We start from the raw sequence: 18,562 nt of genomic DNA, 5'->3' as shown, positions 1-18,562 counted from the left end.
AATCGCACGATCCCAAAAAAGAACGAATGTTCCACATTGACTAAAGATTGGAATTAATATTCCATAACCGTCAGGCGAGGAGGATCGGAGACATGCGGCAATGAGGATCGGCAAGAGGCTTCCTTCCAGTCGAGCCATACGGAGAGCGATACGAAACACCGCTTGCGTCGGCCGGACCGATATACTATCAAAACGGGGTAAATGTTTTTTATTGATAAAGTTCTGTTTGGGGCAACGCCTATCCAAACCGAGCTTCCGCAACGTTCACTGGGCGACTTAGGGAGGAAGTCTAATGAAATTCGTGACCAGCATTCTCAACCGCCGCGCATTCGTGGCGCTCGCCGCCGCCTCGATGCTTGCCGGCGTGATGCATTCGGCGCCGGCTTCGGCGGCGGACGTGACCATTCCGATCATCGTCAAGGACACCACCTCTTTCTACTGGCAGATCGTTCTGGCGGGCGCCCGCAAGGCCGGCAAGGACCTCGGCGTCAATGTGCCGGAACTCGGCGCCCAGGCGGAGACCGACGTCAACGGCCAGATCTCGATCCTTGAAAACGCCGTCGCCGGCAACCCGGCTGCCGTCGTCATCGCACCGACCGAAGCCAAGGCGCTCGGCAAGCCGATCGACGAGGCTGCCACCAATGTCAAAATCATCGGCATCGACTCCGGCGCCGACTCCAAGGCCTTCACCTCGTTCCTGACCACAGACAACATCCAGGGAGGTCGCGTCGCCGCCGACGGCCTGGCGGCAGCCATCGCCGAGGCCAATGGCGGCAAAGTCGAGGGCGACGTCGCCCTGATCACCGCGCTTCCGGGTGCCGGTTCGCTCGAACAGCGCGCCCAGGGCTTCAAGGAGCAGCTTGCCGCCAAATATCCCGGCCTCAAGCTCGTCGCCGACAAATATGCCGACGGCCAGGCCACCACCGGCCTCAACATCGCGACCGACCTGATCACCGCCAATCCGAACCTCAAGGGCATCTTCGCCTCCAACCTGATCATGGCGCAGGGCGTCGGTCAGGCGATCGCCGAGAACAGCCTGGCCGGCAAGGTCGGGCTGATCGGCTTCGACAGCGACGAGAAGCTGGTCAAGTTCCTCAATGACGGTGTCATTTCCGGCCTCGTCGTCCAGGATCCGTACCGGATGGGTTATGACGGCATCAAGACGGCGCTCGCTGCCTCGAAGGGCGAGAAGGTCGAGGCCAATGTCGACACCGGCGCCAACCTCGTCACCAAAGCTAACATGAAAGATCCGAAGATCGACGCGCTGCTCAATCCGAAGCTCGACTGAGCATCGGCATTGGCGCACCGTTTCCGGGGCCTCGTTGCCCCGGAAACACCCTGAAAGTGCTTCGAAACAGCCGGCTTCAATTACCTTGACGATGCGACCCGGCCAGCATCGCTACGTGCCAATCGTGAGGCCAATCTGGGAGGCCAATCTGGGAGGCCAATCTGGGAGGATTGTCATGACATCGACGGCGCAAGAACTGCATCCGGCCCCAAGGCTGGAACCGGGCAGGACGATCCTCGAACTCAAGGGACTGGAAAAGCGATATCCTGGCACGCACGCGCTGAAGCCGGTTAACCTCGCCTTCAAGGCCAGCGAAATCCACGCCATTGTCGGTGAGAACGGTGCCGGCAAATCCACCCTGATCAAGCTGCTGACCGGCGTCATGCCGCGCACCTCCGGCGACGTCATCTGGGAGGGCAAGCCGGCAGCGCTAGCAACGCCGCATGAGGCGATGGCGCTGGGCATCAATGCTGTGCATCAGGAGGTCGTTCTGTGCCGCCATCTCACTGTCGCGGCCAACATGTTCCTCGGCGAGGAGGATTCCCGTTTCGGCATCCTGCAGCAGCGTGCCATGGTCAGGGAAGCGCAGAAGATCATCGACGATCTCGGCTTCGATCTGCCGGCGCATGTCGTGCTGGGTGACCTGACCATAGGCCAGCAGCAACTGATCGCCGCCGCCCGCGCCACCGTGCGCGGCACCAAATTCCTGATCTTCGACGAACCGACCGCCTATCTTACCCGGAAGGAAGCCGACCAGCTGTTCACGCTGATCCGCCGGCTGAAGGGCGAAGGCGTCACCATCATCTATATCAGCCACCGCATGGAAGAGGTGTTCGAGCTCGCCGACCGCGTCTCGGTGCTGCGCGACGGCACGCTTGTCGGCACTAGGAACATCGCCGAGACCAACGACGCCGAGCTGGTCAAGATGATGATCAACCGCTCGATCGAGCAAGTCTATCACAAGGAGCATTTTACCCCGGGCGCGACGCTCCTCGAAGCCAGAAATCTCTCCGGCAAGGGCTTTGAAAATGTCTCGATGACGGTTCGTGCCGGCGAAATCGTCGGGCTCTACGGCCTGATCGGTGCCGGGCGCAGCGAGTTCGTCACCACGCTCTACGGCCGTCATCGCAAGTCGGCCGGCCAGATCCTCTGGGAGGGCAAGGAGGTTCAGGTCAACTCCGAACATGACGCTATCAGGCTCGGCATGGCGCTGGCGCCGGAAAGCCGCCGCGACCAGGGCCTCTGCCTCAACCTGCCGGTCGGCCTCAATCTCAATCTGCCGATCTACAAGCGCATCTCCAGCAATCTGCTGATTTCCAGCGCGCAGGAGAAGACCGAGGCGGATCGTCAGATCGCCAATCTCAGGATTAAGACGCCGACGCGCAACGCGCTCGCCTCCAGCCTGTCCGGCGGCAACCAGCAGAAGATCGTCATCGGCAAATGGCTGGCTCACGGCGCCAAGCTGTTCATCTTCGACGAGCCGACAGTTGGCGTCGATGTCGGCACCAAGGCAGAGATCTACCGCCTGTTCAGTGCGCTTTTGTCCAATGGCGCCGGCATCATCCTCATCTCGTCCTATCTGCCCGAGGTCTATGAACTGGCCGACACACTGCATGTGTTCCGGCGCGGCAAACTGGTGGCCACTCATGGTTTCCACACTGCCAACCATGAGGAGATCCTCACCCAAGCGCTGGCCGAGAAACAAGAAAAACCGGGAGGACAGATATGAGCACCGAGGCGATACCGGCCGAAAGGCCGAAACGCAACTACAACGCCCTGTTCGGGCTGACACTGCTGGCGCTGCTGGTATTGTTGTGGGTCATCCTGTCGGTGGCGACGCCGAGCTTCGCCTCCGCCAACAACATCTCGAACCTGCTGCGGCAAGGTTCGATGATCGCCATCCTGGCGGTCGGCCAGACCTTCGTCATCATCACCGGAGGTATCGACCTTTCCGTCGGCGCCGTCGTTGGCTTCGCAACCGTCATCGCAGCGATGCTGATCAATGCCGGCGTGCCGATGTTCCTCGCCATCCTGATCACCTTGCTGGTCGGCGTCGCCATCGGCCTGTTCCACGGTTTCGGCATCGTCAAGATGGGCCTGCCGCCCTTCATCATCACGCTGGCGACACTGACCTCGCTGCGCGGCATCGGCCTTTTGATGACCAACGGCAACTCGATCTCGATCAACAACGACGCGTTCCAGCTGTTTTCGCGCGGCTCGTTCCTCGGCGTCCCCAATCTGTTCTGGATGGTGATCCTCGTCGGCATCCCCGCCTACATCTTCCTGCATCACAGCCGCTGGGGCCGGTATCTATTCTCGGTCGGCTCCAACGCCGAGGCATCGCGGCTTTCCGGTGTCAACGTCCAGCGCACCATCTACATGGCCTATACGCTGTCGGGCCTGTGCGCGGCTTTCGTCGGTGTGCTGCTCGCGTCGCGCATCGGCATCGGCAATCCGACGCAGGCGGAGGGGTGGGAATTGCAGGCGATCGCCTCGTCGGTGATCGGCGGCACCTCGCTGTTCGGCGCCGTCGGCTCGGTGCACGGACCGCTGCTCGGCGCCTTCATCCTCGCCACCATCAACAACGGCGCTAATCTTTTGAACGTCAATGCCTTCTGGCAGCGCATCATTACCGGCGTGCTGATCATCGTCATCGTCTATTTCGACGGCCTGCGCCGCCGCGGCAAGTAGATCATCTTAACAACCGCTGGCCCGGCGATAGCCGACGGGCTGCGGTGCAATGAATCGACTGGATCAAAGCATGAAAGCCGTCGTCTGCCGTTCGCCCGGTGAGCTTGTTCTGGAAGAGCGCCCAACGCCGAGCACACCACCGCCGGGCTGGGCGCTGGTCGCGGTCAGTCATGTCGGCATCTGCGGCACCGATTATCACATCTTCGAGGGCAAGCATCCGTTCCTCGCCTATCCCCGCATCATGGGCCATGAAGTGTCGGGAACCGTGATCGAGGTCGGAGAAGGCGTCGATCTGGCCGTCGGCGAACCGGTGATCATCAACCCCTATCTCGCCTGCGGCAAATGCATCGCCTGCCGGCAGGGAAAGCCGAATTGCTGCGTCAGGATCGAGGTGCTCGGCGTCCACCGCGACGGCGCCATGCGCGAGCGGATCCTGGTGCCGGCGCAAAATCTCTATCCGGCAAACGGCCTGTCGCTGGCCGACGCCGCCGCCGTCGAATTCCTGGCGATCGGGGCGCATGCCGTGCGCCGCTCGCTGGCTAATCCCGGCGCGCGCACGCTGGTCATCGGCGCCGGGCCGATCGGGCTCGGCACGGCGCTGTTTGCCCGTATCGCCGGTCTCGACGCGACGCTGCTCGACATGAGCGCGGAAAGGCTGGGCTTCGCCGCAAGCGAACTCGGCTTCGCCACCCTCGACGGTTCGCGGCAGTCTGCGACCGATCTGGTGCGCGAGGCGACCGGCGGCGAAGGTTTTGACGTGATTTTCGATGCCACCGGCAACACCCAGTCCGTCCAGTCGGCCTTCGCCCATGTCGCGCATGGCGGGACGCTGGTCCTGGTCAGCGTCGTCAAGGACGACATAGTCTTTTCCGACCCCGAATTCCACAAGCGCGAGATGACGCTCATCGGCAGCCGCAACGCGCTGCGCGCCGATTTCGACCATGTCGCCGCTTCGATCCGCAACGGCGCGGTGCCGCTGACAAAGCTCGTCACCCATCGCACGACGCTTGGCGACACACCGCGTGATCTTGCCCGTTGGGCGCACGAGAAATCCGGCCTGATCAAGGCCGTCATCCAGGTCGGATGAACGCCCTAACGCGAGATGCGTCAAAACAGGGCATCCGGTTTGTTATTATTCCACTTGGCTGCAAAGATGCACCAAGGTGTGTTGAGATTCAGGTCAGGCCGAGTCGGAGTCGAAGACGGGCGCGAAGCGACCAAACAGGTGGGTTCCGAGAACCGGAACCCAGCGTACTTTTGGGTACGCAAGTACCGGAAGCGCAGGAAACCGCCATTTGCAGGCTGGCCTCACCTGAATATCAACACACCTTAAAGCGCCGATAATTTGAGCTCGACCCGCTCGGCCGGAAACCGCGTTTCGGCGAACTGGATCGGCTGACCGTCCGGCGTGACGTTGACAGCGACCGTGACCAGCACGATGGCGCCGGGCTGCAGATCGAGATCGGCAAGGTCGGCGGCGTCGGCGTGGCGGGCCGACAACACCGTCGATTGCCTGAGATAGTCGCCAATGCCGAAACGCTCGAGCGAGGCGGTGATAGATCCGGTTTCGGCCATGGCTGCATCGATGCCCGCGAAGCGTTCTGCGTCGAACCAGCCGGTGGCCCGCGAGACCGGCTGCCCATCGGCTTCGCCGCGTGTCTCAAGGCGTATAACACTCGAACCCTTGGCAAGCCCCAGCCCTTCGGCGACGCGCCGGCTGGCCGGCTCGACCGCCGCTTCGAGCAGCACGCTGCGGCGCTCCAACGCCTGCCCTTGCAGGCCCGCCGAAAAGCGGGTGCGCGCGCCGATCGGATAGGACAGCCGCTTGCGCGACAGCACGAAAGTGCCGCGCCCCTGCTCGGCCCTGAGCACGCCATCCTGCACAAGTGCTGCGATGGCGCTGCGCACCGTATGGCGGTTGACGCCATAGCGCTCGGCCAGTGCGACTTCCGGTGGCAGCGCGGCATTCTCGGCAAACTCGCCGACGGCGATCGAATGCAGGATCTGGTCGGCTATCTGCCGCCACAGTGAGATGCCGGTGCGCCGCTCTAAGCTGCTGGCCATCTGCTGACCGATCATCTCTTTGCCCCGATCTTTTTCGCCCTGTCATCCATCCGTCATGGACACGCTCTAGAGAATAGGTATAATTTGTATAATTGTCTACATCATTATACAAATTTGCAACGAGAAGGAATGGCCGCCATGCGAGGACAGGAAGCGCGCGAACAGGCTGAGCGCAAGGCCGTCATGGCGACGCTGGCGCAATCGACCGGCGACGATATCGTCCGCCTCTGGAACGAAGCCGGCCTGCCTTCGGAAGCGGAACTCCTGCGCGGTCCCGAAACCGGCCTGGTCACCGTGCGTGGCCGCATCGGCGGTGGCGGCGCGCCGTTCAATGTCGGCGAGGCGACGGTCACCCGCGCCGCCGTCCGGCTCACATCCGGGCAGGTCGGCCACTGCTATACGATGGGCCGTGACAAGCAGAAAGCAAAACTGGCGGCGATAGCGGACGCGCTCTGGCAGGATCCCGCCCGCCGTAACGAGGTCGAGACCAAACTCATTGCGCCGCTGCAGGCCGAACTGGCCAGCGCACGTGAACGGCGGCGCGCCGAGACGGCGGCAACGAAGGTCGATTTCTTCACCATGGTACGCGGAGAAGACTGATGGATATCGCAACGCAAGCGATCGAGGGCGGCTTTTCCGATCCGGTGTTCGACGCCCAGACGGTGTTCCGCGCCGTGATGGATGCGATGGCGCGGCCAGGCACCCTGCAGCCCCTGCCGATCTTTGCCCGCCCGCCGGCACCACTGTCGGCCACCGCGGGCGCCATCGCGCTGGCGCTGTGCGACAACGACACGCCGCTCTGGCTCGATCTCGCTTTGCAGGCCCCAGCAGCGGTGAGATCCTGGCTTGGCTTCCACACCGGCGCGCCGCTGGCCAATACGCCGGCCGACGCGCATTTCGCGCTGATCGCCACGCCGGCCGAGATGATGGCGCTCGACGGCTTTTCGCAAGGCACCCAGGACTATCCCGACCGCTCCACGACGCTGATCCTGCAGGTCGGCGATCTCGTTTCAGGCGCCCCTCTGTTGCTCGAAGGTCCTGGCATCGAAAGAACCGCGACAATCGCGCCGGCGCAGATGCCGCGCCACTTCGTCGAGCAGTGGAAGCAGAACAACCAGCGTTTTCCCCGTGGCATCGACATCGTCCTCGCCACCCCTGACGGCGTTGCCTGCCTGCCGCGCACGACGCGCATCAAGACGATGGAGGCGTGATATGTATGTCGCGGTAAAAGGCGGCGAAGCCGCAATTGCCAACGCCCACGCCCTGCTCGCCGACCGCCGCCGCGGCGACCGTTCGGTGCCGGCGCTTCGCCTCGACCAGATCGTCGAGCAACTGGCGCTCGGCGTCGACCGGGTGATGAGCGAAGGCTCGCTCTACGATCGTGAATTGGCGGCGCTGGCCATCGTTCAGGCGCGCGGCGACATGATCGAGGCGATCTTCCTGGTTCGCGCCTATCGCACGACGCTGCCACGCTTCGGCTACACCAAGGCGATCGACACCGGCGCGATGCTGGTCGAGCGGCGCGTGTCGGCGACCTACAAGGATCTTCCCGGCGGCCAGCTGCTCGGCCCGACCTTCGACTACACCCACCGGCTGCTCGATCCCGCGCTTGCCGCGGGCGGCGACGTCGCCGAGCCGCTGCAGCGTGCCAGCGACGCGGACGCCATGCCGCGTGTCTCCGCCATCCTCGCCCGCGAAGGCCTGATCGAGCCTGATGGCGACATGCCGCAGGACCATATCCCGGGCGACATCACCCGCGAGCCGCTGGAATTTCCGATGGCGCGCGACATCCGCCTGCAGGCGCTGTCACGCGGCGATGAGGGTTTTTTGCTGGCGCTCGGCTACTCCACCCAGCGCGGCTATGCGCGCAACCATCCCTTTGTCGGCGAGGTTCGCATCGGCGAGGTCGAGCTGGAACTGGACGTGCCGGAGCTGCCATTCCCAGTACCGCTCGGCCCCGTGCGTGTCACCGAGTGCCAGATGGTCAATCAGTTCAAAGGCTCGGCCAAGGCGCCGCCGCAGTTCACCCGCGGCTACGGCCTCGTCTTCGGCCAGAGCGAGCGCAAGGCGATGGCCATGGCGCTGTGCGACCGGGCGTTGCGCGCCTCGGAATTCGGCGAAGACGTTGTCGCCGCCGCCCAGGACGAGGAGTTCGTCATCTCGCATTCCGACAACGTCCAGGCGACCGGCTTCGTCGAGCACCTCAAGCTGCCGCACTATGTCGACTTCCAGGCCGAGCTCGACCTGGTGCGCCGCATGCGCGCCGAGCACGACGCCCGCGAGAATGCCGGCAAGGCCGAGGAGAAGAGGCAGGCCGCGGAATGACTTCAGTTAGCTCCACCACCATGATCTCGTGGGAATGGCCGCTATACCCCTCCAGATCCGCCGTAGCCGCTACTGCCGCCAACGGTCTCGCCATCGGCGGCTTCCTTCGGCGCGGGACGAACCATCCTTCGAAGGACAAAGGCAACCACGCCGACGAACACCAGCAACAGGATTCCGATGTGCATCCATCCGGTTGGGGTCATCTGAGTCTGGCCCTTTCTCCTCGTCTTGGAAGTCAATTCGGTAGCACAAAGCGGAAGCGATCACCATGACCGACATCGCCACCTACAACTTCGCCTATCTCGACGAGCAGACCAAGCGGATGATCCGCCGCGCGATCCTCAAGGGTATCGCCATTCCCGGCTATCAGGTGCCGTTCGCCTCGCGCGAGATGCCGATGCCTTATGGCTGGGGTACCGGAGGCGTCCAGGTAACGGCTTCGATCATCGGTCCGGACGATGTGCTGAAGGTCATCGACCAGGGCGCCGACGATACCACCAATGCGGTTTCGATCCGCGCCTTCTTCAAGAAGGTTGCAAATGTCGCCGTCACCACTGAGACGGCGAAGGCGACCATCATCCAGACCCGCCACCGCATCCCCGAACATCCGCTGTCATCGGGCCAGGTGCTGGTCTATCAGGTGCCGATCCCGGAGCCGCTGCGCTTCCTCGAGCCGCGCGAGACGGAAACGCGAAAAATGCATGCACTGGAAGAATACGGCCTCATGCATGTGAAGCTCTACGAGGACATTGCCAGGCACGGCCGCATCGCCACCACCTACGCCTATCCGGTCAAGGTCGAGGGTCGTTACGTGATGGACCCTTCGCCGACGCCGAAATTCGACAATCCAAAGATGCATCGTTCGCCGGCTTTGCAGCTATTCGGCGCCGGCCGCGAAAAGCGCATCTATGCGCTGCCGCCCTTCACCGATGTGGTCAGCCTCGACTTCGAGGACCATCCGTTCGAGGTGCAGACCTTCGACCAACCCTGCGCGCTATGCGCGGCCGAGAACGTCTATCTCGACGAGGTCATCCTCGACGACCACGGCGGCCACATGTTCGTCTGCTCCGACACCGATCATTGCGAGAAGCGGCGCGAAGAGGGCCATCGCGGCCACCTTGCGCCTGAAACAATGGAGCCGGCGCAATGACCGACGAACCGTTGCTGCGCGTCAGCGCGCTGTCCAAGTTCTATGGCTCGCGCGTCGGCTGCGAGAACGTCACCTTCGACCTGTGGCCGGGCGAGGTGCTGGCGGTGGTCGGCGAATCCGGTTCCGGCAAGACGACGCTGCTCAACTGCCTGTCGACCAGACTACTGCCGAGCTCCGGCACCGCCAGCTACCGCATGCGCGACGGCCAGTTTCGCGAACTCTACCGCATGAGCGAGGCCGAGCGCCGCTTCCTGATGCGCACCGACTGGGGTTTCGTCCACCAGAACCCTGCCGACGGGCTGCGCATGACGGTGTCGGCCGGCGCCAATGTCGGCGAGCGACTGATGGCGGTGGGTGATCGCCACTATGGGAAAATCCGCGCTGCCGCCGTCGACTGGCTGTCGCGCGTCGAGATCGACGAGGATCGCATCGACGACGAACCGCGCGCCTTTTCCGGTGGCATGCGCCAGCGCCTGCAGATCGCCCGCAATCTCGTCACTGGGCCGCGGCTGGTGTTCATGGACGAGCCGACCGGCGGTCTCGACGTCTCCGTGCAGGCGCGCCTGCTCGACCTGTTGCGCGGGCTGGTCACCGATCTCGGACTGGCTGCCATCGTCGTCACCCACGACCTCGCAGTGGCACGTCTGCTGTCGCAACGCATGATGGTGATGAAGGACGGCCGCGTCGTCGAAAGCGGCCTCACCGACCGCGTGCTCGACGACCCGCGCGCGCCCTACACCCAGCTTCTCGTTTCCTCGATACTTCAGGTGTAACCATGGCAACCCCGCTCGTCGTCTCCGATGTCGCCAAGAGCTTCACCATGCACCTGCGCGACGGCATCAAACTGCCTGTCGTCGCCGGCGTGTCGTTCTCGATCAGGAGCGGCGAATGTGCAGTGCTCGGCGGCCCCTCCGGCGCTGGCAAGAGCTCGATCCTGAAGATGCTCTACGGCAACTATGCCGCCGACGCAGGCCAGATCATCGTCCAGCACGAGGACGGGCTCATCGATCTCGCGACGGCCAGCCCACGCACCGTGCTTGCCGTGCGCCGGCTCACGATCGGCTATGTCAGCCAGTTCCTGCGCACCGTGCCGCGCGTCTCGGCGCTGGATGTCGTCGCCGAACCGCTGGTCGAGCGCGGCGAGGACCGTGACGTTGCGCGCAGCAAGGCAGGTGCCTTGCTGGCGCAGCTCAACCTGCCGGAAAAACTCTGGGCACTGCCGCCGGCGACCTTTTCCGGCGGCGAGCAGCAACGCGTCAACATCGCGCGCGGCTTCATCACCGAGCACCCGATCCTGCTGCTCGACGAACCCACCGCCTCGCTCGACCCCAGGAACCGCGACGTGGTGATTGCGCTGATCGCGGCCAAGAAGGCGGCCGGCGTTGCTCTGCTCGGCATCTTCCACGATCATGACGTACGCGAGGCGGTCGCCGACCGCATAATCGACGTGACCGCCTTCGCCGCCGCAAAAATCGCCGCATGACCAGAAAACTGTCGGAAACGCCGCTGGTCCACGAGACGGCGGAGGTCGAGAACTCAACGCTCGGCCGCTGGACCGAGATCGCCGAACGCTGCCGGGTTTCGGAGAGCACGCTCGGGGACTATTCCTACATGATGCAGGACTGCGGTGTCTGGTGCGCGACGATCGGCAAATTCGCCAACATCGCCGCCAGCGTGCGCATCAATGCCACCAACCATCCGACCTGGCGGCCGACGCTCCACCATTTCACCTATCGCGCCTCGGACTATTGGGACGACGCTGAGCACGAGAGCGAATTCTTCGCCCAGCGCCGCGCCAGGCGCGTCACCATCGGCCACGACAGCTGGCTTGGCCACGGCTCTACCATCCTGCCCGGCGTCACCGTCGGCGATGGCGCGGCGGTCGGCGCCGGCGCCGTGGTATCGAAGGACGTCGCGCCCTACGCCATCGTCGGCGGCGTGCCGGCGAAGCCGATCCGCGAACGTTTCGACCGCCGCACGGCGGAACGCTATCAGGCACTTGCCTGGTGGGATTGGGACCATGCCCGCCTGCGCGCCGCGCTCGACGATTTTCGCGGATTGTCGGCAGAGGCGTTTTTGGAGAAGCATGGCGGTTAGTGAATTGTGAATAGTGAATAGTGAATGGCGGCAGCGAATCGACTTCGAGGCTCAGGGAAGCCTTTCTTGTCACCATTCACCATTTCTTGCGCATCAGGTACCGCTGATCGAACGGCGGCCGCTGGCCTTCTGCAGCTTCAGCGACATGACGCATTTCGAGGAGCTTCTTGTGCTCGGTTGATCGCGCGCCCCTTCAGGCTGTGGGCGGTAACAAAACTGACATCAATCCGACACCGCAGTTTCATGCGGCTGCGCTAGCGAAGGTTAACAGACCTTCGAAACGCGACTGGACTGGAACTTGCCTATGTCAGCAACCTCAGCCACGCTGGAAATCCGCGGCGTCACCCGCCGGTTTGGCAAGAACACCGCCGTCAGCAATGTCGACATCTTGATCCCGCACGGTCAGATGGTCGGCATCATCGGCCGCTCGGGCGCCGGCAAGTCGACGCTTTTGCGCATGATCAACCGCCTCATCGATCCGAGCCAAGGGTCGATTTTCTTTGACGGCGCCGAAGTCTCCAGCCTGCGCGGTTCGCTGCTCAGGCGCTGGCAGCGCGACTGCGCCATGATCTTTCAGCAATTCAACCTGGTGCCGCGTCTTGACGTGCTGACCAATGTGCTGCTCGGCCGGCTCAATCACCGCTCGACCATTGTCAATCTGCTCGGTGTCTTCTCCCGTGAGGAACGGGCCGAGGCGATCGCGGCGCTCGAGCGTCTCGACATCGCCCGCACGGCGCTGCAGCCGGCCGGCACGTTGTCCGGCGGCCAGCAGCAGCGCGTTGCGATTGCTCGCGCCATGATGCAGCAACCGAAAGTCATCCTTGCCGACGAGCCAATCGCCTCGCTCGACCCGCTCAACGCCAAGGTGGTGATGGATTCGCTGCAGGACATCAATCTGCGCGAGGGCCTCACCGTCGTCACCAATCTGCACACGCTGGATACCGCGCGCACCTATTGCAACCGCATCATCGGCATGGCCGCCGGCAAGGTGGTGTTCGACGGCCCGCCCGAAGAGCTCAACCGGGAGGCCGTGCGTATGGTCTATGGCGCCGACAGCAATGGCGGCGAAATCTCCGAGGCCATCACCTCGACCAGCGTGACCATGAAGCAAAAAATCGCCGCATCCGCCGGACCGCTCGAGCCCGCTTTTCCTGGCTACTAATTCCGTGATCCCGACAACTGGATACCGGTATCCGGAAAAGATCATGGACAACCGAAAGAGCGCCTGGATCGCCAGCCCGCGTCAAGGGCGCTGTCAAAATTCGAACGCTGCCGGCGCGATGCCGGAACCAACAGGAGAGACGCGAAATGTTTAAAAAGATACTTTTCGGGGCCGTTTCCATCCTCGCCATGGCGATGGGCGCGGTTCAGGCACAGGGCCTGAAGGAATTCCGCGTCGGCATTCTGGGCGGCGAGAACGAGGCCGACCGTCTGCGCAACTACCAGTGCTTCGCCGACCACATCAAGGAAGTCCTTGGCGTCGAGAAAGTTTCCTTGTTCCCGGCCGCCGACTATGACGGCGTCATCCAGGGCCTGCTCGGCGGCACGCTCGACTTTGCCGAGCTCGGCGCTTCCGCTTACGCCAAAGTCTATCTCGAAAACAAGGACGCGGTTCAACCGGTCCTGACCACGATCCAGACCGACGGTTCGACCGGCTACCGTGCGGTCATGGTCGCCCGTGCCGATTCCGGCATCAAGACGCTCGCCGACATGAAGGGCAAGAAACTCGGTTTCGCCGATCCCGATTCGACCTCCGGTTACCTGATCCCGGTGACTTCACTGCCCAAGGACATCGGCATGGATGTGAAGAGCTACTTCGCGTCGACCGGTTTCGGCGGCGGCCATGAACAGCTTGTCCTTGAAGTCCTGAAAGGTACGTTCGATGCCGGCACCACCTGGGCTTCGGGCGTCGGCGACTTCAACGACGGCTACAGCTCCGGCAATCTGCGCAAGATGGTCGACAAGGGCGTCCTCAAGATGGATGACCTCGTCGAATTGTGGCAGTCGCCGCTGATCCCGAACGGCCCGCTGGTCGTGCGTACGTCGATCGACGCCGACACCAAGCAGAAGATCACCGACTTTCTGACCAAGCTCCCGGAAACCGATCCGGCCTGTTTCTCGGCAATTCAAGGCGGCGATTACAAGGGCTATTCGCCGGTTACCCCGGAATTCTACCAGCCGATCATCGACGCCCGTAAGGCGAAGATCGGCTCGTAAAGCAAACTGCTAAAACGCCGCCGGGGCCATGTGCCGCCGGCGGCGTTGCCGCATCAGGGGCCGGGAATCTATCGATGAGTGCGACCGACGTTTACCGCGCGCCTGCGCTTTCACCGGAGGGAGCCACCGTCGAGCGGCACTGGCGCGACCTCGCCGCTCGCCGGCGCCTTTACACGATCGGAGGCCTGGTTTTCCTGTTTCTTGCACTCTCTGGCTCGCTCTGGTTCGCCAACGAAACCAACGCCGGAAAGTTCTTCGACCGCCTTCCCTACGTCGCCGATTTTTTCACCGAGCTGAAGCCGCGCGACTGGTTCGACCCGGTGCGCGCGCTGTTCGACCTGCCGTCCCCCTATGACGATGGCAGCCTCAAGTTCGACTACCCCGAAGGCCGGGTCTACCTGACCCAGAGCATCTACATTCCGGAGTATTTCCACCGGATGATCGAAACGCTGAACATCGCCCTGTTTTCGACCTTGGTGGGCTCCACATTCGGTTTCCTGCTCTGTTTCCTCGCTGCCGGCAATATCACGGCCAGCCGCTGGCTCCGTTTCGCCACGCGTCGCTTCCTTGAAATCGTCCGCGCCTTTCCGGAAATTGTCATTGCCGGCTTCTTTCTGGCGATCTTCTCGCTTGGACCCATCCCGGCGATCCTCGCAGTCAGCATCCACACCGTCGGCGCGCTCGGAAAAATGTTCTTCGAAGTGGTCGAGAACGCCGACATGAAGCCTGAAGAAGGCTTGCGAGCTGTTGGCGCCAACTGGGTCGAACGGGTGTGGTTCGGCATCGTGCCTCAGGTCCTGCCCAACTTCATGAGCTATTTCCTGCTCCGCTTCGAGATCAATGTGCGCGCTTCGACCATACTTGGCGCCGTCGGCGCGGGCGGCATCGGCGAATCGCTGCGCCTTTCGATCGGCCGAGGCCATGAGGCCAAGACCATCGCCATCGTCTTTCTGCTGCTCTGTACGATTGTCGCCGTCGACCAGTTTTCGGCGTGGCTGAGACACCGTCTTGTCGGCCGGCAAGCGTTCGCATACGGGCGCGGAGAGTAGTGCAATGAATGCCGACGCCATCAACGACATCGCCACTCGCCATCCAGACGCGTTCCGGCGATCCCTATGGAAGCGCTACGCCGTCCCGATCGGCATCCTTCTCTGCATTCTCTATACCTTCTATTGCGCGTGGTTCTTCTCGATCGCAAGCGTTCTCGAAAAGGCGAACTGGAATCTTGCCGGCGCTTATCTCGCCGACTGGGTGTCTTACGAAATCCGGCCCGAGGTCGAGTTCAAAGATAACTATCTGACGATCGACTACTCCCGCTTTTCCAAACTGGGATCCAATCCAGATCCCGACTGGGTGGCCAAGCAGATGGCCGTGATCGAGCGGCGGGTCGACGCAGCGCCGACACCGGCAATCGCGACCAACAAATCGTCGCAGGATTCGTTCATGGCGCCTGGTGCGCCGACCGCCGAGAATCCGGCCGCCCCGTCGGGCCAATCCGCTCCGGCTGCACCTGAAACGGTGCGCGAAAACGCCGTTGTGGCGGCGACCGTCACCCTTGGCAATGGCCGGATCGCCATCACGCCAAACCTCGTCACCGTGACGCGCGGCGCCGAAAGCGTCATTTTCGACATCGCCAAGGACAGTACTGTGGCGCCACGCACACCGCTGCCCGACTGGATCGAGCAACGCAGGCCAGGCTCGACAGCCTATGTCTCGTTCGGATTTCTCGGTCGCGCTGAGGTGCAAAATGACGAAGTGGTCGCCTGGAGGCGTTTCTTCGGTTGGGCCAATTTCGTGTTCGACACGAACTCGCCATTCTGGGGAAAGCCGTTCGGCGAGGTCGCTTCACTGATCGTTTCCGGGGCACGCATCGACCCGTCGCGGTCAAACGCAGCGCTCGCCTGGGATAACGTCCTCAACAACGCCGAGTGGCAGCACGGTGACGTCTGGCTGAAACTTTTGCAAACCATCGTCATGGCTTTTGTCGGCACGGTGCTGGCCTCGATCGTCGCCTTTCCGCTCGCCTTCCTGGCTGCGCGCAACGTCACGCCGAGCCGGATAGCCAACCAGCTAACAAAGCGCTTTTTCGATTTCCAGCGCTCGGTCGACATGCTGATCTGGGCGCTGTTCTTCACGCGCGGCTTCGGTCCGGGGCCGCTGGCCGGCATGTCGGCGATCTTCTTCACCGACACCGGAACCCTAGGCAAACTCTATTCCGAGGCGCTGGAAAACATCGACGACAAGCAGCGCGAGGGCATCCGCTCCGTTGGCGCCACGCCGGCAATGGTGCAGCGCTACGGCGTGCTGCCCCAGGTTCTGCCGGTATTCCTCAGCCAATCCCTCTATTTCTGGGAATCGAACACCCGGTCAGCGACGATCATAGGTGCTGTCGGCGCTGGCGGCATCGGTCTGAAATTGTGGGAGGCCATGCGCACCAACACCAACTGGGCCAATGTTTTCTACATGGTTCTGCTGATTCTGCTCGTCGTCTTTATCTTCGACAACATCTCCAGCTATCTGCGCCGCAAACTGATGGGGACCGTCGCAAACGGCAACGATGAACGGCGCGTTTCCGTCCGTCCGCCGGCAGCTCAGATCGCCTGAGAGGAAGGCCCGGCTGCATCTAGCGCAGCAGCCTTTTTCCAGCCGCTCTTGATGTGCTTGTAGCCGTCGCGATAGACGGCTTCCGGGCTTTCCGAAAAATCGCGCCACACCTTGGTGGCCGCCGCCAAATCTTTCAGCGAGCGGCCGAAGGCCTCGATCGTCAGCCAGTCGTCATAGCCGCTCTTGCGGATCGCCGAAAACGTCTCATGCCACGGAATGTGGCCGCGCCCAGGCACGCCGCGATCATTCTCCGAAATATGGATATGGACGACATTTTTGCGGTTGCGCGTATAGGCGCCGATCGGGTCGGCCTCCTCGATATTGGCGTGGAAAGTGTCGTACATCGCCTTGATGTGCGGCCGGTCGATTGCGTCGACATGCTCCGACAGATCGTTCATCGTATTGAGCAGGTAGCATTCGAAGCGGTTGAGTGCCTCCAGCCCGATGGTGACATTCTTCTTGCCGGCATGGTCACCGATGGCGCGTTGCGAGGCGACGGAGCGCTTTTTCTCGGCCGCCGTCGGCCCACTGCCGGAAAACGCGCCGAGCGTCGAATGCAGCGGGCCGCTCAACGTTCTAGCGCCAAGCGCTTGTGTGCAGTCGATCGCCCATTTCATATAGTTGATGCCGGCCTTGCGCGTTGAACCATCGGCTGAGATCAAATTCATCGCCGGATCGCCCATGGCCGAAACGGCGGTGCGCTCCAGTCCGATGCGGTCGAGCAGTTCGCCGAGCTTTTTGTAATCGTCCGGCGTGCCAGAGAAGACCGGTATCTCGACGCCATCGAAGCCGGTCGCCTTGATATCCCTGAGCAGCGGCTCGTGTTTCTTCGACACGGCCGTCGTCCACAAAAACATGCACATGCCGATTTTCATCGACGCCCCCTCCTCATGATTTCCGGTTGTTTTCTAAAGCTTCGTCCAGGTTCCGTTCTTCTTCGACGACTTCACGCAGGCTTCAATGAAGGCCATGCCTTCGACACCGTCCTGGATGGTCGGGAAGATGACATCCTTAGCCGGCTTGCCGCCTTTGCGGCGCGCTGCGCGGATGGCGCGGGCCGCCTCCTGATAGATGTTGGCGAAGCCTTCGAGATAGCCTTCCGGATGGCCTGACGGAACGCGGCTGACGCGCCCGGCGACGGGCAGCGCGCCGGCGCCATTTCGGGTGATCAACTGCTTCGGCTGGCCGAACGGCGTGTACCAGAGATAGTTCGGGTCGGCCTGCACCCATTCGAGCCCGCCTTTCGAGCCGTATATGCGCAGCTTCAGCCCGTTCTCATGGCCGGGCGCCACCTGGCTCGCCCACAACATGCCTTTGGCCGGATGCGACTTGCCGACCGGCTTGAAGCGCAGCATCACATTGACATTGTCATCGAGCTGCCGCCCCGGCACGAAGGCGTCGAGATCGGCGGAAAGCGCATCGAGCTCCAGCCCGCAGACGAAGCGTGCGAGATTATAGGCATGCGTGCCGATGTCGCCCAGCGCACCGCCGGCGCCGGCCTGTTTTGGGTCGGAGCGCCAGGCCGCCTGCTTCTGGCCGGTGGCGGCAAGGTCCTCGGTCAGCCAGTCCTGCGGGTATTCCGACTGCACGATGCGGATGTCGCCGAGCTGTCCCTTGGCCACCATCTCGCGCGCCTGCCGCACCATCGGATAGGCGGTGTAATTATGGGTGAGCACAAAGACCTTGCCGGTCTTTTCAACCAATGTCGCCAGCTTCTTTGCTTCCGCCAATGTCGTCGCCAGCGGTTTGTCGCAAATGACGTGGATGCCGGCTTCGAGAAACGCCTTCGCCGCCGGCACATGCACATTGTTGGGCGTGACGATGGCTACCGCCTCGATGCCGTCCGGCCGCTTGGCCTCGGCCTTGGCCATCTCGGCGAAAGAGCCGTAGCTGCGCGCCGGGTCGAGCCCGAGCTCCGCGGCCGATGCCTTGGCACGCGCCGGGTCGGATGACAGGGCACCGGCGACCAGCACGAACTCGTTGTCCATGCGCGCCGCGATCCGGTGCACCGCGCCGATGAAAGCGCCTTGCCCGCCGCCGACCATGCCGTAGCGGATCGGGCCGCCTCCCGTTTCCGACTTCGATGCGCCGACCATGATTTTCTCCCTCGTTGTTTTCTTACCCTC

At 62.9% G+C, this 18,562-nt stretch carries 18 protein-coding genes; 15 read left to right on the top strand and 3 right to left on the bottom strand.

Annotation, left to right across the window (positions count from 1 at the left end):
• Positions 1–292: 292 nt before the first annotated feature.
• The 4 genes from IHQ72_RS09245 to IHQ72_RS09230 all read left to right on the top strand — a co-directional run bounded on the left by IHQ72_RS09245 (position 293) and on the right by IHQ72_RS09230 (position 5,066).
• On the top strand, positions 293–1,288 hold the full coding sequence (locus IHQ72_RS09245) for an ABC transporter substrate-binding protein (RefSeq protein WP_258122142.1): 996 nt from the start codon (positions 293–295) through the stop codon (positions 1,286–1,288).
• Between the two features lie 175 nt (positions 1,289–1,463).
• Complete coding sequence (locus IHQ72_RS09240) at positions 1,464–3,017, top strand: sugar ABC transporter ATP-binding protein (protein WP_258122141.1); 1,554 nt, start codon at positions 1,464–1,466, stop codon at positions 3,015–3,017.
• Positions 3,014–3,979: an ABC transporter permease gene (locus IHQ72_RS09235; protein WP_258122140.1), complete on the top strand. Its 966-nt coding sequence runs from the start codon at positions 3,014–3,016 to the stop codon at positions 3,977–3,979. The genes IHQ72_RS09240 and IHQ72_RS09235 overlap by 4 nt, the downstream gene beginning before the upstream one ends.
• A gap of 70 nt (positions 3,980–4,049) precedes the next feature.
• Positions 4,050–5,066 (top strand): zinc-binding alcohol dehydrogenase family protein, encoded by a 1,017-nt coding sequence (locus IHQ72_RS09230; RefSeq protein WP_258122139.1) that lies wholly within the window; start codon positions 4,050–4,052, stop codon positions 5,064–5,066.
• 242 nt (positions 5,067–5,308) lie between these two features.
• Here the strand turns inward: IHQ72_RS09230 and phnF are convergent, their stop codons facing one another.
• The gene (gene phnF / locus IHQ72_RS09225) at positions 5,309–6,058 is read right to left on the bottom strand and encodes a phosphonate metabolism transcriptional regulator PhnF (protein ID WP_258122138.1); all 750 of its coding nucleotides are present in this window, start codon (positions 6,056–6,058) and stop codon (positions 5,309–5,311) included.
• 123 nt (positions 6,059–6,181) lie between these two features.
• Between phnF and phnG the strand changes: the two genes are divergently transcribed.
• From phnG to phnE (IHQ72_RS09170), 11 genes are all read left to right on the top strand, one after another.
• Positions 6,182–6,643, top strand: a complete 462-nt coding sequence (gene phnG, locus IHQ72_RS09220; protein ID WP_258123785.1) for a phosphonate C-P lyase system protein PhnG — start codon at positions 6,182–6,184, stop codon at positions 6,641–6,643.
• Positions 6,643–7,254: a phosphonate C-P lyase system protein PhnH gene (gene phnH / locus IHQ72_RS09215; protein WP_258122137.1), complete on the top strand. Its 612-nt coding sequence runs from the start codon at positions 6,643–6,645 to the stop codon at positions 7,252–7,254. Before phnG ends, phnH begins: the two co-directional genes overlap by 1 nt.
• Before the next feature lies 1 nt (position 7,255).
• Positions 7,256–8,368 carry a carbon-phosphorus lyase complex subunit gene (locus tag IHQ72_RS09210; RefSeq protein WP_258122136.1) on the top strand — a complete coding sequence of 371 codons (1,113 nt, stop codon included), beginning with the start codon at positions 7,256–7,258 and terminating at the stop codon, positions 8,366–8,368.
• Positions 8,369–8,636: 268 nt separating this feature from the next.
• The gene (locus IHQ72_RS09205; protein WP_258122135.1) at positions 8,637–9,518 is read left to right on the top strand and encodes an alpha-D-ribose 1-methylphosphonate 5-phosphate C-P-lyase PhnJ; all 882 of its coding nucleotides are present in this window, start codon (positions 8,637–8,639) and stop codon (positions 9,516–9,518) included.
• On the top strand, positions 9,515–10,291 hold the full coding sequence (gene phnK, locus IHQ72_RS09200; RefSeq protein WP_258122134.1) for a phosphonate C-P lyase system protein PhnK: 777 nt from the start codon (positions 9,515–9,517) through the stop codon (positions 10,289–10,291). The genes IHQ72_RS09205 and phnK overlap by 4 nt, the downstream gene beginning before the upstream one ends.
• A 2-nt stretch (positions 10,292–10,293) precedes the next feature.
• Positions 10,294–11,001, top strand: a complete 708-nt coding sequence (gene phnL, locus IHQ72_RS09195; RefSeq protein ID WP_258122133.1) for a phosphonate C-P lyase system protein PhnL — start codon at positions 10,294–10,296, stop codon at positions 10,999–11,001.
• Positions 10,998–11,615: a DapH/DapD/GlmU-related protein gene (locus tag IHQ72_RS09190; RefSeq protein WP_258122132.1), complete on the top strand. Its 618-nt coding sequence runs from the start codon at positions 10,998–11,000 to the stop codon at positions 11,613–11,615. Before phnL ends, IHQ72_RS09190 begins: the two co-directional genes overlap by 4 nt.
• A gap of 304 nt (positions 11,616–11,919) precedes the next feature.
• Positions 11,920–12,777 carry a phosphonate ABC transporter ATP-binding protein gene (gene phnC / locus IHQ72_RS09185; RefSeq protein ID WP_258122131.1) on the top strand — a complete coding sequence of 286 codons (858 nt, stop codon included), beginning with the start codon at positions 11,920–11,922 and terminating at the stop codon, positions 12,775–12,777.
• A 146-nt stretch (positions 12,778–12,923) separates the two neighbouring features.
• Positions 12,924–13,832 (top strand): phosphonate ABC transporter substrate-binding protein, encoded by a 909-nt coding sequence (gene phnD / locus IHQ72_RS09180; RefSeq protein ID WP_258122130.1) that lies wholly within the window; start codon positions 12,924–12,926, stop codon positions 13,830–13,832.
• A 74-nt stretch (positions 13,833–13,906) separates the two neighbouring features.
• On the top strand, positions 13,907–14,881 hold the full coding sequence (phnE, locus tag IHQ72_RS09175; RefSeq protein ID WP_258122129.1) for a phosphonate ABC transporter, permease protein PhnE: 975 nt from the start codon (positions 13,907–13,909) through the stop codon (positions 14,879–14,881).
• Between the two features lie 4 nt (positions 14,882–14,885).
• Positions 14,886–16,436 carry a phosphonate ABC transporter, permease protein PhnE gene (gene phnE / locus IHQ72_RS09170; RefSeq protein ID WP_258122128.1) on the top strand — a complete coding sequence of 517 codons (1,551 nt, stop codon included), beginning with the start codon at positions 14,886–14,888 and terminating at the stop codon, positions 16,434–16,436.
• On the opposite strand, the gene IHQ72_RS09165 is transcribed toward phnE (IHQ72_RS09170), so the two are convergent.
• Together IHQ72_RS09165 and IHQ72_RS09160 are read right to left on the bottom strand one after the other, a co-directional pair.
• Complete coding sequence (locus IHQ72_RS09165; RefSeq protein ID WP_258122127.1) at positions 16,424–17,311, bottom strand: sugar phosphate isomerase/epimerase family protein; 888 nt, start codon at positions 17,309–17,311, stop codon at positions 16,424–16,426. The genes phnE (IHQ72_RS09170) and IHQ72_RS09165 overlap by 13 nt on opposite strands.
• A 33-nt stretch (positions 17,312–17,344) precedes the next feature.
• On the bottom strand, positions 17,345–18,532 hold the full coding sequence (locus IHQ72_RS09160; protein WP_258122126.1) for a Gfo/Idh/MocA family protein: 1,188 nt from the start codon (positions 18,530–18,532) through the stop codon (positions 17,345–17,347).
• Between the last annotated feature and the right edge of the window lie 30 nt (positions 18,533–18,562).

This window comes from Mesorhizobium onobrychidis, assembly GCF_024707545.1.
GTDB lineage: Bacteria > Pseudomonadota > Alphaproteobacteria > Rhizobiales > Rhizobiaceae > Mesorhizobium > Mesorhizobium onobrychidis.
Note: the sequence above shows the minus strand (reverse complement) of the source record. Positions and strands in the feature narration are given on the sequence as shown.

Bases quoted from the DNA above. Each gene is read 5' to 3' on its own strand.
- IHQ72_RS09245 (WP_258122142.1), top strand. From the start codon at position 293: ATGAAATTCGTGACCAGCATTCTCAACCGCCGCGCATTCGTGGCGCTC.
- IHQ72_RS09240 (WP_258122141.1), top strand. From the start codon at position 1,464: ATGACATCGACGGCGCAAGAACTGCATCCGGCCCCAAGGCTGGAACCG.
- IHQ72_RS09235 (WP_258122140.1), top strand. From the start codon at position 3,014: ATGAGCACCGAGGCGATACCGGCCGAAAGGCCGAAACGCAACTACAAC.
- IHQ72_RS09230 (WP_258122139.1), top strand. From the start codon at position 4,050: ATGAAAGCCGTCGTCTGCCGTTCGCCCGGTGAGCTTGTTCTGGAAGAG.
- phnF (WP_258122138.1), bottom strand. From the start codon at position 6,058: ATGATCGGTCAGCAGATGGCCAGCAGCTTAGAGCGGCGCACCGGCATC.
- phnG (WP_258123785.1), top strand. From the start codon at position 6,182: ATGCGAGGACAGGAAGCGCGCGAACAGGCTGAGCGCAAGGCCGTCATG.
- phnH (WP_258122137.1), top strand. From the start codon at position 6,643: ATGGATATCGCAACGCAAGCGATCGAGGGCGGCTTTTCCGATCCGGTG.
- IHQ72_RS09210 (WP_258122136.1), top strand. From the start codon at position 7,256: ATGTATGTCGCGGTAAAAGGCGGCGAAGCCGCAATTGCCAACGCCCAC.
- IHQ72_RS09205 (WP_258122135.1), top strand. From the start codon at position 8,637: ATGACCGACATCGCCACCTACAACTTCGCCTATCTCGACGAGCAGACC.
- phnK (WP_258122134.1), top strand. From the start codon at position 9,515: ATGACCGACGAACCGTTGCTGCGCGTCAGCGCGCTGTCCAAGTTCTAT.
- phnL (WP_258122133.1), top strand. From the start codon at position 10,294: ATGGCAACCCCGCTCGTCGTCTCCGATGTCGCCAAGAGCTTCACCATG.
- IHQ72_RS09190 (WP_258122132.1), top strand. From the start codon at position 10,998: ATGACCAGAAAACTGTCGGAAACGCCGCTGGTCCACGAGACGGCGGAG.
- phnC (WP_258122131.1), top strand. From the start codon at position 11,920: ATGTCAGCAACCTCAGCCACGCTGGAAATCCGCGGCGTCACCCGCCGG.
- phnD (WP_258122130.1), top strand. From the start codon at position 12,924: ATGTTTAAAAAGATACTTTTCGGGGCCGTTTCCATCCTCGCCATGGCG.
- phnE (WP_258122129.1), top strand. From the start codon at position 13,907: ATGAGTGCGACCGACGTTTACCGCGCGCCTGCGCTTTCACCGGAGGGA.
- phnE (WP_258122128.1), top strand. From the start codon at position 14,886: ATGAATGCCGACGCCATCAACGACATCGCCACTCGCCATCCAGACGCG.
- IHQ72_RS09165 (WP_258122127.1), bottom strand. From the start codon at position 17,311: ATGAAAATCGGCATGTGCATGTTTTTGTGGACGACGGCCGTGTCGAAG.
- IHQ72_RS09160 (WP_258122126.1), bottom strand. From the start codon at position 18,532: ATGGTCGGCGCATCGAAGTCGGAAACGGGAGGCGGCCCGATCCGCTAC.